General features: G+C 64.8%; 11 protein-coding genes. 1 reads left to right on the forward strand and 10 read right to left on the reverse strand.

Annotated elements, in window-relative coordinates; genetic code table 11:
* Window positions 1–145: 145 nt before the first annotated feature.
* From G3N99_RS24115 to G3N99_RS24155, 9 genes are all read right to left on the reverse strand, one after another.
* Window positions 146–1,324 carry a YncE family protein gene (locus tag G3N99_RS24115; RefSeq protein WP_206123647.1) on the reverse strand — a complete coding sequence of 393 codons (1,179 nt, stop codon included), beginning with the start codon at window positions 1,322–1,324 and terminating at the stop codon, window positions 146–148.
* Between the two features lie 61 nt (window positions 1,325–1,385).
* Window positions 1,386–2,198, reverse strand: coding sequence for a creatininase family protein (locus G3N99_RS24120; protein WP_206123648.1), 813 nt, complete (start codon window positions 2,196–2,198; stop codon window positions 1,386–1,388).
* A 230-nt stretch (window positions 2,199–2,428) separates the two neighbouring features.
* Complete coding sequence (locus G3N99_RS24125) at window positions 2,429–2,827, reverse strand: RidA family protein (protein ID WP_206123649.1); 399 nt, start codon at window positions 2,825–2,827, stop codon at window positions 2,429–2,431.
* A gap of 93 nt (window positions 2,828–2,920) precedes the next feature.
* Window positions 2,921–3,691: a benzoate diol dehydrogenase BenD gene (benD, locus tag G3N99_RS24130; RefSeq protein WP_206123650.1), complete on the reverse strand. Its 771-nt coding sequence runs from the start codon at window positions 3,689–3,691 to the stop codon at window positions 2,921–2,923.
* A 2-nt stretch (window positions 3,692–3,693) separates the two neighbouring features.
* The gene (gene benC / locus G3N99_RS24135) at window positions 3,694–4,716 is read right to left on the reverse strand and encodes a benzoate 1,2-dioxygenase electron transfer component BenC (RefSeq protein ID WP_174940554.1); all 1,023 of its coding nucleotides are present in this window, start codon (window positions 4,714–4,716) and stop codon (window positions 3,694–3,696) included.
* Between the two features lie 44 nt (window positions 4,717–4,760).
* Complete coding sequence (benB, locus tag G3N99_RS24140) at window positions 4,761–5,249, reverse strand: benzoate 1,2-dioxygenase small subunit (protein WP_122950597.1); 489 nt, start codon at window positions 5,247–5,249, stop codon at window positions 4,761–4,763.
* Complete coding sequence (locus G3N99_RS24145) at window positions 5,246–6,604, reverse strand: Rieske 2Fe-2S domain-containing protein (RefSeq protein WP_175046412.1); 1,359 nt, start codon at window positions 6,602–6,604, stop codon at window positions 5,246–5,248. Before G3N99_RS24145 ends, benB begins: the two co-directional genes overlap by 4 nt.
* A 114-nt stretch (window positions 6,605–6,718) precedes the next feature.
* Window positions 6,719–7,663: a catechol 1,2-dioxygenase gene (gene catA / locus G3N99_RS24150; RefSeq protein ID WP_174940558.1), complete on the reverse strand. Its 945-nt coding sequence runs from the start codon at window positions 7,661–7,663 to the stop codon at window positions 6,719–6,721.
* Between the two features lie 50 nt (window positions 7,664–7,713).
* The gene (locus tag G3N99_RS24155; RefSeq protein ID WP_011349733.1) at window positions 7,714–8,850 is read right to left on the reverse strand and encodes a muconate/chloromuconate family cycloisomerase; all 1,137 of its coding nucleotides are present in this window, start codon (window positions 8,848–8,850) and stop codon (window positions 7,714–7,716) included.
* A 991-nt stretch (window positions 8,851–9,841) separates the two neighbouring features.
* On the opposite strand from G3N99_RS24155, the gene G3N99_RS24160 reads away from it, so the two are divergent.
* Window positions 9,842–11,704: a hypothetical protein gene (locus G3N99_RS24160; protein WP_206123651.1), complete on the forward strand. Its 1,863-nt coding sequence runs from the start codon at window positions 9,842–9,844 to the stop codon at window positions 11,702–11,704.
* 88 nt (window positions 11,705–11,792) lie between these two features.
* On the opposite strand, the gene G3N99_RS24165 is transcribed toward G3N99_RS24160, so the two are convergent.
* A partial coding sequence (locus G3N99_RS24165; RefSeq protein WP_241011825.1) for an amidase family protein occupies window positions 11,793–12,700 on the reverse strand: 908 nt, incomplete at its 5' end.

A 12,700-nucleotide genomic window follows, 5' to 3' on the forward strand; every position in this document is an offset into this window, starting at 1 on the left:
GGCCGCCCTGCGCGGCGACGGGCCGGACCGGCGCACGAACCGCGCGCGGTTTGCGCCGCGGCGGTTGCTTGCGCGGGTTTCATCGACGAGCCATGCGGCCCGCGTGTCGAACGGCTGTGCCGGTACGCGCTGACCGGGCGCCGTCCTACCGCATGTTTCCCGTATGGCCCAGCGAATAGCGCCCCGGCTGCGGCCACACCGTCAGGCCGTGCGGCTCCATGCCGACGGGAATCGACCGGACCGCGCCGCTCGCGGTGTCGATCGCATAGACGACGTCATCGAAGCGGCCCGACAGCCACAGCGTCTTGCCGTCCGCGCTGACGTTGCCCATGTCGGGGCTGCCGCCACCGGGAATCGGCCAGGTCGCGACCACCTTGCGGGTCGCGAAATCGAGCACCGATACGCTGCCCTTGCCGTGACGCGGCCCGTGGACGCGATTGGAGCCGCGATTCGCGATATAGAGCTTCGTGCCGTCGCGGCTCGGATACAGCCCGTGCGTCCCTACGCCGGTCGGGATGAAGCCGATCTTCGTGAAGGCGTCGCCATCGATGACATATACGCCGTCCGCCATCATGTCGGCGACATAGAACACCTTGCCGTCCGGCGACACGCGGATGTCCTGCGGCATCCCTTTCCGGTCGAGTTCGAGGTAGCCGACCACCTTGCGATTCACCAGATCGATCTTCGCCAGCTTGCCGCCGAACTCGCACGTGAAGAGCGCATACCGGCCGTCGATCGAAAAGTCGGCATGGTTGATGCCCTTGCATTGCGGCACATCGAGGCTCGACTTCAGCGCCATCGTTTTCGGGTCGCGGAAATCGAGCCGCGCATGCGCCTCGGCCACCACGATCGCATCCTTGCCGTCGGGCATGAAATACATGTTGTACGGATCGTCGACGCTCACTGCCTGGCCGGGCTTGCCCGTCTTCGGGTCGATCGGCGTCAGGCTGCCGTCGGTCCGCCCTTCCGCATTGTTCGCGACCCACAGCGTCTGCAGGTCCCATGCCGGCACGACGTGCTGCGGGCTGCGGCCGACGGCGAACCGGTCGACGACCTTGTACGTGGCCGGGTCGATCACGTAGACGTCGTTCGATCTCAGGTTCGGCACATAGATGCGCGGCAACGCGCCCGCCACCGCCGCGCTCATGCGGCCGGCCTGCGCCTCGCTGTACAGGTTGTCGGGTTGGATGACGGGCGGCATGCCGGGCACGGCCGTGACGGCGGACGCCGCGATCGCACCGCGCGCACCGAAGCCGACCAGCGCTGCCGCGATGACGATCGCGGGACGGGAAAAGCGGATGTGACGGCGAAAGCGCGGTTGCATGACGATGTCCCTGTTCGATTGAATGGAACGACGACAAAAGTAGCGCGATGGCGCGGCTGCGTCAGCGGCCGGCGATGTCCTTTCTGATTGCGTCGACGGAGCGCGACACGATGGCGTCGGTGCCCAGCCGGCCGAGCTCGACGCTCGCATGACGCGGATCGCCGCCGTAGACGCCGTCGACGGCGCCGGGCTTCGCGGCGTTGCGCAGCTTGTCGACCCTGACCATGCCCGGTGCGACCGCCAGCAGCAACGACGTATCGGCCAGCCCCGCATGCGTGCCGATATCCGCGGCCGGCACGCCGTGCTCGCGCAGGATCTGGTCGTAACCGTCGGAACTGGTGCCGTAATACGCGGCCGGCACGAACGCGCGCGCGCCCGTGCCCGCCCATGACTTGTTGAGCCGGGCGACCGACTGTTTGATGTCGTTCTGATAGCCGCCGTGGTCGCCAAGGAACACGATGTTCGTGAAGCCATGGACCCGGAAGCTGTTGGCCGCGGATTCGAGGGTCTTTTCGAAGACGTCGTCGGGCACGGTGATCGTGCCCGGGAAGCGCATGTGCGACGTCGGCGGCGCATAGCCGCCCTCGGGCACATAGGCGATGACGGGCGCGACGATTGCATTGCCGAGGCCTTCCGCGATCCGCTCGGACAATATCTTGACCCGCGCGTTGTGCTTGCCGAGCGCGACGTACGGCCCGCTTTGCTCGGTCGCGCCGATCGGGATCAGGATGGTGGTCTTGCCGGCCCGGATGCTGTCGCGCAGTTCGGTCCAGGTCATGTCTTCGAGCTGCACCGTTCCCGGCACCTGGGCGAGCGCGGCTTGAGCGACGGTGAAAGCGAGGGCGGCGAAGATGGCGCGTGGCAGGCATTTCATCGCGGATTCTCGACGGAAGGAAGGAAACGACGCTGCGTTCCCTCGCACCATAAACGAACTCGCCCGACTTGTCGCTGACCGCCGCGCAACGATTCACGCCGAAGGTCGCGAGAAAGCCATTCGTCAGGATTCCGTCTTGCGTCGCGAAATCTCTCGCGCCATGTCAGCACGCGATGAGCCGATTCGATGCATGGACTGCGCACCTCGCGCCCGCACCTCGTCACCGCACATCAAGCCGGCAACACGGCCACCGCCTTGATCTCGACGATATAGCCAGGCGCGCCGCCCAGCATGTGCGCACCGACCGCCGTCCACGCAGGCTTCGGGTGCGCAGCGAGGTAGCGGTCGCGCACCTGCATGAACAACGGCAGGTCGCGCATGTCGGTATGGAAGGTCGTCAGGTCGACCACGTCGTTGAACGATGCGCCGGCAGCCGCCAGCACCAACTTCAAATTTTCAAACGCCTGCACGATCTGGGCTTCACGGCCTTCGACGAGCTGCATCGCCGCATCGCGGCCAATCTGGCCGGATACGTACAGCGTATCGCCGACCTTCAAGCCCGGTGCGTAGCCGATCTTCTCGTACACCGCTTCCATTCCCGCCGGAACGATAGCTTTGCGATCACGCATGGGGGGTCTCCGTGGCCGGCGTCGTCGCGCCGGCCGGTGGGTTGTCGATGGAACACACGTTGAACACTCGCAAGCGGCGTCACGACACGCCGCTCAACCCGTATCGCCACCCGCGACCGGCAACACCGTTCCGGTGATGTAGCTCGCCTCGTCGGACGCGAGGAACAGGATCGGCGCGATCTGCTCGTCGAGGCTGCCGTAGCGCTTGAAGAACGTCGATTCCGTGACCTGGCGCACGGCTTCGCCCATCCATGCCTGTTCCCGCTCGCTGTCGCCGCCCGCGTTGCGCGGCACGCGGCGCGGTGGCGCGCTGGTGCCGCCCGGCGCGGTCGCCACGACCCGGACGTTGTGTTCCGCGTATTCCATCGCGAGCGCCGCCGTCAGTGCATTGACGCCGCCTTTCGCCGCCGAGTACGGCACGCGGCGGATGCCGCGCGTCGCATTCGACGAGATGTTGACGATCGTGCCGCCGCCGCGCGCAAGCAGGTGCGGCAGCACCGCGTGGCACGTATAGAGCGTCGGCATCAGCGAACGGCGGATTTCCGCATCGATCTGCGCGGGCTCGAATTCGGCGAACGGGCGCATGCGAATCGCGCCGCCGACGCCGTTGATCAGGATGTCGATGCCGCCGAACGTCTGCACCGCGTGCGCGACCGCCGCATGCGCACCGTCGTACGTCTCGAGATCGGCGACGAAGCCGGCCGTCTCGCCACCGGTCGCTTCGGCCGCGACCTCGGCGACGAAATCCGCGCGATCGACGAACAGCACCCTGCCGCCTTCGGCCGCCGCGCGCAGCGCGACGCCGCGGCCGATGCCCTGTGCGGCGCCCGTGACGACGATGACCTTGCCAGAGAATCGTTGCATGATCACGCCGCCTTTGCCGTGACGTTGGGGGTGAACTTCTCGTAGTGGAAGCTGTTCGGCTTCACGCCTTCGTCGTCGAAGTACTTGCGCACCGCGTCGACCATCGGCGGCGGCCCGCACAGATACACGTCGACGTCGCCGTCGTTCAGCGCATCGGCCGGAATGTGCTGCGTGACCCAGCCCTTGCGCGCATGGCTCGACTCAGCATCCGCAACGACCGTCGCGAAGCTGAAGTTCGGCAGCGTCGCCGCGTAGGCTTCGATCGCTTCGACCAGCACGAGGTCGAGATCGCGCGTCACGCCGTAGATCAGGTGCACCTTCTGCTGCGACCCGGTGCGCGCCAGCACCTCGAGCATCGACAGGAACGGCGCCAGCCCCGTGCCGCCCGCGAGGAACAGCAGCGGCCGCTGCACGTCGCGCAGGTAGAAGCTGCCGAGCGGCCCGTGCAGTTCCAGCTTGTCGCCGGGCTGCGCCGATTCGAGCCAGGTGCTCATCACGCCGCCGGGGATCTTCTTGATCAGGAAGCTGACCTTCGCATCGGCCGGCGCTGACGAGAACGAGTAGGACCGGTGCTGCCCGCTCGCGGGCACGTCGATGTTCACGTACTGGCCCGGCAGGAAGACGGGCGCGGCCGCGCCGACGTCGAGTTCGAGCACGACGGCCGCGTCGTTGTGCTGCTCGACCTTCGTCACCGTGGCGGCGAACCCGCTCTGGCCCGTCTTGCAGGCGACCGACGACGTCGGCACCGCGATCACGCAATCGCTTTGCGGCACCATCTGGCAGGTCAGCACGAGGCCGCCGTCCTTCTCGTCTTCGGTGAGCGCATCGTCGATGTAGTCGTCGCCGAGGTCGTAGCTGCCGCTTTCGGCGCGGCACTTGCAGGTGCCGCACACGCCGTCGGAGCAATCCATCGGCAGGTTGATCTTCGCGCGGAAGGCTGCGTCGAGCACCTTCTCGCCGGCCTTGCAATCGATGAAGCGGGTTACCCCGTCCTCGAAGTTCAGTGCAATCTTGTAGCTGGACATGGCGTCACCTCCACTTCCTTTTCTTTCATGACAAGGCAACGGTGTCAGACGTGATAGACGTCGAGCACCTGCCGGATGTAGTCGTTCTTCAGCACGATCTTCTTGTACGAGATCAGCAGCTCGTCGCCCACCTTGCGCAACGTGACGAACATCGTGCCGAAGAAGTGATCGGTCACGCGGTAGCGGTGGTTCAGCGTGTGAAAGTTGTAGCGCACGTCCACCTCGTCGTCGCGCTCGGCCAGCACCTCGACGTTCGTCACGTTGTGGCTGGTGCGCGGCTCGGGCGTCGAGGCGCCGCTGCGCTCGGTCTTGATCCGGAACACGCGATCCTCGAGGCCGCCACGGTCCGGGTAGTACATCAGCGAGATCTGGCTCTGGTGATCCTCGGTCGGCCGATCGTCGTCATCCCACGCGGGCATCCAGTACGTGACGTCCTCCGTGTAGCAGGTCAGCCACTCGTCCCACTGGCGATCGTCGAGCAGGCGCGCTTCGCGATACAGCGCCGCGCAGACAGTCCGGTAATCGAAGCTCATGCTGCCACCTCCCCGCGTTCCTTCTTCAGCGCATCGCGCATCACATGCACCCAGTGTTCGTGCTGGCACACGAACAGCCCTTCGTCCTCGCTGCGCTCGCCGGAAATGCGCGGGTTCAGCCCCATCTTCTTCGCGTTCTCGTCCGGGCCGTCGACCCACAGCGGCGCACCGCGCGACAGGTCGTTCCACATCGCCGTGATGCCCGCATAACCGTTCTGGCACGCACGGAACTCCTCGAGGTCGTCGGCCGTGCCCATGCCCGTCACGTTGAAGAAATCCTCGTACTGGCGGATCCGGATCGTGCGATCGGTCTCGCTCTCGCCCTTCGGCGCGAAGCAGAAGATCGTGACTTCGGTCTTGTCGACGCCGAGCGGCCGCACCACGCGGATCTGCGTGCTGAACTGGTCCATCAGGAACACGTTCGGGTACACGCACAGGTTGCGGGTCTGGTTGACGATGAAGTCGGCCTGCACGTCACCGACGCGCGCCTTGATCTCTTCACGGTGCTGATACACGGGCCGCACTTCCGGATTCATCGTCTGCGTCCACAGCAGGATGTGGCCGTTGTCGAAGCCGTACACGCCCGCGACCGACTTGCTCCAGCTGTTCGCATCGACGGCCTTGGTGCCGTCTTCCTTGCGGCGGCCCATCGTCGCCGCGTAGTTCCAGTGCACGGTGCTGACGTGGTAGCCGTCGCAACCGTTCTCCATCTGCATCTTCCAGTTGCCTTCGTAGATGTAGGACGAGTTGCCGCGCAGCACTTCGAGCCCGTTCGGCGCCTGGTCGACGATCTGGTCGATGATCACGCGCGCTTCGCCGAGGTACTCTTCCAGCGGCAGCACGTCGGCGCTGAGGCTGCCGAACAGGAAGCCGCGATAGTTCTCGAAACGCGCGACCTTCTTCAGGTCGTGCGAGCCGTGCGTGTTGAATTGCACCGGATACTCGGTCGTCTTCTCGTCCTTCACCTTCAGCAGCTTGCCGGTGTTCGAGAACGTCCAGCCGTGGAACGGGCACGTGAAGCTGCCCTTGTTGCCGTGCTTGCGGCGGCACAGCATCGCGCCCTTGTGCGCGCAGGCATTGATCACCGCGTGCAGCTCGCCGGTCTTGTCGCGCGTGATCACGATCGGCTGGCGGCCGATCCACGTCGTGTAGTAATCGTTGTTCGCCGGGATCTGGCTTTCGTGCGCCAGGTACACCCAGTTGCTCTCGAAGATGTGCTTCATCTCGAGCTCGTACAGCTCGGCGTTCGTGAAGATGTCGCGGCGGCAGCGGAATATGCCGGCCTCCTTGTCGTCCTGCACGGCGGTGGCGAGCAGGTGATCCAGGTCGGTGGCTTGGTCGATCGTGGCGGACATGTTGGCTCCTCCCATGCGCGTGCCGCGTCCTGCAAGCACGCTCGCATCGGTAATCGGTTGAATCTCGCGGGAACCCGGCCGGCGGCGGCGCATCGGCGCCGCGCCGGCGGGCGGTTATGCCGTCGCGGCTGCGCGCAGGCGGTGGACGACCTGGTTGTCCTTGCCCTGCACCAGCGGCGTCAGGACGAAGTTGAACTCGATGTCCTGGTACGCATCGGCCTTCATGCCGAGCGCCGTGCCGCCGGTCTTGTCGACCACGGGCGGGATCAGCTCCTCGCGCGTCGCATACGCGAAGTCATCCCAGATCAGCGGATCGCCATCGATGTTGAACTGCGTCGTCAGCTTGCGGTGGTCGTTGCTGTCGACGAAGAAGTGCACGTGCGCCGGGCGGTTGCCGTGGCGGCCGAGGCCGTTCAGCAACTGCTGCGTCGCGCCGTGCGGCGGGCAGCCGTAGCCGACCGGCATCAGCGTGCGGAATTCGTACTTGCCGTCCGCGCCCGTCTTCACCGCGCCGCGCAGGTTGAAATCGCTCTGCTTGCCGGTCGGATCGAAGTGCGAATAGAAGCCGTGCGAGTTCGCGTGCCAGCATTCGACCAGCGCGCCCGCGATCGGCTTGCCGTCGAGGCCCGTGACCGTGCCGTGGATCACGAGCGGGCCCGCGCCATCGTCCGCGTCGAGGTCGATCTTCGACACGCCGTCGCGCACCGGTGCGCCCGCGACATACAGCGGCCCTTCGATCGTGCGCGGCGTGCCGCCGTCGAGGCCGACCGCCTTGTCCGCGGCATCCATCCGGATGTCGAGAAACTTCTCGAGACCGAGGCCGGCCGCAAGCAGCGCCGCTTCGCCGTCCTGGCCGAGCTTGTTCAGGTAGTTGACGCCGGCCCACACTTCGTCGGGCGTGATGTCGAGATCGTCGATCGCCTTGAACAGGTCGCCGAGCAGCCGCAGCACGACCTGCTGCGTGCGCGCGTTGCCGCCCTTCGTGCCGTCCGCGCCCGCGTTCGACGCGGCCTTCAACAGATCCTGCACTTCCCGGGACTCGAAAACTTTGACGCTCATGATGGTGTCTCCACGTGTATTTGGGGGGTGACGGCCTGGCCTGACTCGGGCTACCGCGCGACTTTCGTCAGCCCGTCGCGGGTGAATCGCCTGACTTTGTCTTCGTCGAGTTCAATGCCGAGACCGGGGCCGTCCGGCACGGTCAGTTCGAAGTCGCTGTAGTCCAGCGGCTGCGTCAGGATCTCTTCGGTGATCAGCAGCGGCCCGAACAGTTCGGTGCCCCACTGCAGGTTCGCGAAACTCGCGAACAGGTGCGCGGACGCCACCGTGCTGAACGCGCCTTCGAGCATCGTGCCGCCGTACAGCTCGATGCCGGCCGCATCCGCGATCGCGGCGACGCGCTGCGCGGCGAACAGGCCACCGCTTTGCTCGATCTTGATCGCGAACACGTCCGCGCCGTGATGTTTCGCGATGTCGAATGCGCTGTCGGGGCCCTGCAGGATTTCGTCGGCCATCAGCGCGACCGGGAAGCGGCGCATCAGGCGCGCCAGCGCCGCGGCCGAGGCCACCGGCTGCTCGACCAGTTCGCAGCCGGCATCGGCCAGCGCCGGAATCGCGCGCGCGGCCTGGGTTTCGCTCCACGCCATGTTCACGTCGACACGCACCGACGCGCGATCGCCGACTGCCTTCTTGATCTCGGCCACGTGGCGGATGTCCGTCTCCGGCGACTTTGCGCCGATCTTCAGCTTGAATACGTTGTGACGGCGCTGGTCGAGCATCCGTTCGGCTTCGGCGATGTCGGTGGCCGTGTCGCCCGATGCGAGCGTCCACGCGACCGGCAGGCGATCGCGGCGGCGGCCGCCGAGCAGCTCGCTCACCGGCACGCCGAGCCGCTTGCCATGTGCGTCGAGCAGCGCGGTTTCGAGTGCGCTTTTCGCGAAGTGATTGACCTTCGCGAGCTTGCCGAGGAATGCCATCAGCGTCTGGATGCGCGTCGCGTCCTTGCCGACGATCGCCGGGGCGAGATACGTGTCGATCGCCAGCTTCATCGCCTCGGGGCTTTCCGGGCCGTAGGCCATGCCGGCGATCGTCGTGCCTTCGCCGAGGCCCGTCACGCCGTCGCTGCAGAACACCTTCACGAGCATCAGCGTCTGGCCGTGCATCGTGGCCACCGACAGCTTGTGCGGGCGGATCGTCGGCAGGTCGACGAGGCGGGTTTCGATGCGTTCGATGGTGACGGAGGACATGGGGCACGCCGTGGAGGTGAAGTTCTTGAGGCGATTTATACGTCTCGGCCGAATCGAGCGTCCAATACTTTTAGGCGGCTTTTTCAATACCTGTCAGGTATTGAAATACGGAGATATTCGGTAGATCGAGCCGTTTACCATACCCTCCATGACAGGCAATACGGGCTGGAAGCCATGCTGGATCGAGGGGAGCGGCTATCCGGGATGCGGGTGGGCGAGGACCGGGAGCGAGCCGGCTGCAGCGGCGGCCGGAGCTTGAAAAACGCCGCTTCGCCGGGCCGCATCAGGGTTTTCCTGATAGATCGCCCGGGCTGACCCTCGCAATTGGCGATGCGCCCGATCCTCGGCAGCGGTGGCACAGCGACGCCGGGCACGCCGAACGCGGAACACATCATCGGAACGGCACACCGGCAGGCCCGACGAGACGGCGGCTGCCCGGCATCGGGGTTCCGCCCTAGCGCGTGGGGCCGTGCGCCGCAACAGGACCATCCGGCAGGCGGCTGCTTCCCTTCGGGTGACGTATGTCGAACGATCCGGCCGACGTCCGCGCCGCACCCTTCCCGCTCGCGCGCAAGTCGAATATCCCCCGGCATCCAATAATCAAAAGGCATCCCCATTGATTGAGAAAATCCTTTATTTAATCGATGTTTATAAAAACAAGCGCAACATTTTTTAATTGTGAAAAACCTCTTGCGCCGTAAAATTTTGTGACATACATTCCGCACACCATACCAATGGAGACATCACTTAAGCTTTCATTTCATTAAAAGAACCGAGAGCCTGGCCGATATTAATTCATTAAATAGCGTTTATGGCGCGCAATCGCGCCGGATTTGTCACGCCCATTTAATTCATCAACAAACGGCAAACTGGAGGTTGCCGAATACAGGAGACGTATAAAAACTTTCTTGCTTTTCAAATTCGAACAGAAGGGGTAAAAATGTCGCGTTTACCTGATGCGAATCATTTCGGCTGTCGGCTACCGTCGATCATGGCCGGTTATCTCGGAGCGGCCATCCTCGCCGCATGTCTCGTATCCGCCTGCGGTGGCGATGACGGCCCGGCCGTTTCAACGTCTTCCGCTTCGGCACCGGCGCCGCTACCGCCACAAACCACGTCCGCCACCACGCCGTCATCGCCGTCGCTCGCGCCTTTGGCGGCCGACCAGCCCTACGTCGACAACACGGCCTACGACACGACCGCGACCGGATCGCTACCGTCCGCGACGGAAGCAGCAGCCGTGACGCACCATCGCATTACGCTCAACGGCAAACCCCTCACCTATACGGCGACGGCGGGCCACCTGACCGTGCGGGATCCGAATACCAACGCGCCGACGGCGTCGATCTTCTATACCGCGTACACGCTGGACGGCGCGGACGTGACGAAGCGCCCTGTCACTTTCTTCTTCAACGGCGGCCCCGGTTCGTCCTCGAACTTTCTGCACATGGGTTCCTACGGGCCGATGCGGGTATTTTCCGAACAGGGCTCGACCGTCTCGGGTCCCAATGACGTCACGCTCGGAGAGAACCCGCAGACACTGCTCGACAAGACCGACATCGTGTTCGTCGACCCGCCGGGAACAGGTTATTCGGAAGCGGTTTCGCCGAAGAAAAACCAGGATTTCTGGGGCGTCGATGCGGATGAACTGGTCAATGCGGGGCTGATCTACCGTTACCTGAACATCAACAATCGCGGACAGTCGCCGCTGATGATCTATGGCGAGTCCTACGGCGGGCCGCGGGTCGGGATCATGTCGTACACGCTGCACAACACCTACGGGATCAAGCTGAGCGGCCTGATCATGCAGGCGCCGGCCCTCAACGAATACGAACAGCGAATCAACACGTACAGCGACGGCTCCGTTCATCCCAGCCGCCGTTATCCGGTGCCATCGCTCATCGGCCCGACCATCACGATGGCCGCCAAATACTGGGGGGCCATTACCGACCCGACGCTGTCCGGCCTCAGCCTGTCCGACCTCTTTCAAAAATCGGAGAATTTCTCGTTCAATACGCTCGTCAAACTCGCGGATCCGCTGAATGCGACGACCGGGCTGCCAGATTCGTCATGGCGCTCGACAGCTGGCGCGGTGACACAGGCGCAAACCATTGCGCCGCAGCTCAACGCGCTATTCGGCAATCTCCTGTACGCCGATGCAAGCGGCAGTCCGTACTTTTTCAACGTCCAGGCGCAATCGACGCCGTCCAATCCGACTGTCATAGCCGACACCTTCTATTTCGCCAATGAAGGTATCGGGCCGCAGATTCCCTTGGGCTTCGACAATATGTTCGTTCAAGGAAAAACACTCGGCGCATACGATCTGCGCAAGGCCCTGGCGGGTGCAAATATCCCGGCATCGATCGACAATTACCTGACTTACGATCCATCCCTCGACGATTTGTCCGCCTACACGCCGATCTTTACGTCATATGTTTACAACACCCTTAAATATCAAACCGTTTCCGGATATCAAGGGCTGAATGCCGCAACCGGAAACAACTGGAATCACAACACCAGCTATCCGAACGGAAGCCAGTTGCCCTTCCCCGACGCGACCATCTTCATTGCGGATGAAATGGCGATCAATCCGAAGATGCAGGTGATGACCGCGGCCGGGTACTACGACGGCGTGGTGCCGGCCGCGCTCGTCGACTGGGACATGCAATACGTATCGGATCCGAAGGGCGGCCAGATCCCGTCGTCGCAAATGCAGTCGAGCTACACGCGGGTGCTGTATCCGGGAGGCCATATGGCCTACGCGGACGACGCCAGCCGTCAGCAGATGCACGACACGCTGGTCGGCTTCTATGCGAAGGCGACCACCAGCGCCATTCCGTCGATGTCTCGCTAGCCGTACCGGCGCGCTGCCAGGAACGCGCAAGCCGGGTCGATCGCATCCCGTCGCGATCGACCCGACTGGCGTCCCGGCAGATTGCGTGTCACGACGCGCCGTCGCTGGCCGGGTATCCGCCCAGCCGCCCCTCCACCCCATACCCGTCATCCGGCGCCGGCAGCCGCCCGAGCACCCGCTCGACCTCCAGCGCGACCGCGATGAGCTCGAGATCGGTGCCGGCCGCCCCGTCCAGTGCGAGGCCGACCGGCAATCCGGCCGCCGTCAGGCCGGCCGGGATGGTCATGCCAGGGATGCCGGCATTGCTGCCCGGCTCGGTGTTCCGGATGTAGGTCGAGAACACCGATGCGGGTGCGCCGTTGAGCATCATCGTGTCGCCCGCCGGGATCGGGCACGCAGTGGCGATCGTGGTCGGAAACACCAGCGCATCGGCCCCGCTGTCGGCGAGGCACTGCCGATACGCGGCACGCGACCGCGTGCGCCGGTCGAGCGCGGTGCGGTACGCCGCTTCGCCGATACCGTCGGGGCCGGTGATATGGCGGGCGATCTTCGCGACGTCCGGGCTCCCCACGTTCGCGACGATGTCGTCGACTGACAGGTCGTAGCCGTTCTCGACCAGGTACGCGTGCATCGACGAACGGAATTCATACATCGCGATAACGGCCGGCTCGTCGTCGAAGAACCCTGGATAGTCGTTCAGGTCGATATCGACGCACTCGAATCCCGCCTGCGCCAGTTTCGCCAGCGCGGCATTTGCCACCGTGTCGACATCCGGCGCGAGGCCGCGCCAGAATGTCGTGTGCGGGACCGCGAGGCGCACCGGGCGCGTTGTGTTGCGCGTGGGCAGCGACGTCGGCGTGCCCGTTCCCGACAGGATCGCGTCGAGCAGCGCGATGTCCTCGACCGACCGCGCGATCGGGCCGACGGTGTCGCGCGTGCGCGAAATCGGCGCCACGCCGCCCGACGGGTAGCGCCCCACGGTCGGCCGGAGGCCGA

The sequence above is a fragment of the Burkholderia sp. Ac-20392 genome, from assembly GCF_017104585.1.
GTDB lineage: Bacteria > Pseudomonadota > Gammaproteobacteria > Burkholderiales > Burkholderiaceae > Burkholderia > Burkholderia lata.

Coding starts and splice junctions, on each gene's coding strand:
- G3N99_RS24115 (WP_206123647.1), bottom strand. CDS start 1,324: ATGCAACCGCGCTTTCGCCGTCACATCCGCTTTTCCCGTCCCGCGATC.
- G3N99_RS24120 (WP_206123648.1), bottom strand. CDS start 2,198: ATGAAATGCCTGCCACGCGCCATCTTCGCCGCCCTCGCTTTCACCGTC.
- G3N99_RS24125 (WP_206123649.1), bottom strand. CDS start 2,827: ATGCGTGATCGCAAAGCTATCGTTCCGGCGGGAATGGAAGCGGTGTAC.
- benD (WP_206123650.1), bottom strand. CDS start 3,691: ATGCAACGATTCTCTGGCAAGGTCATCGTCGTCACGGGCGCCGCACAG.
- benC (WP_174940554.1), bottom strand. CDS start 4,716: ATGTCCAGCTACAAGATTGCACTGAACTTCGAGGACGGGGTAACCCGC.
- benB (WP_122950597.1), bottom strand. CDS start 5,249: ATGAGCTTCGATTACCGGACTGTCTGCGCGGCGCTGTATCGCGAAGCG.
- G3N99_RS24145 (WP_175046412.1), bottom strand. CDS start 6,604: ATGTCCGCCACGATCGACCAAGCCACCGACCTGGATCACCTGCTCGCC.
- catA (WP_174940558.1), bottom strand. CDS start 7,663: ATGAGCGTCAAAGTTTTCGAGTCCCGGGAAGTGCAGGATCTGTTGAAG.
- G3N99_RS24155 (WP_011349733.1), bottom strand. CDS start 8,850: ATGTCCTCCGTCACCATCGAACGCATCGAAACCCGCCTCGTCGACCTG.
- G3N99_RS24160 (WP_206123651.1), top strand. CDS start 9,842: ATGGCCGGTTATCTCGGAGCGGCCATCCTCGCCGCATGTCTCGTATCC.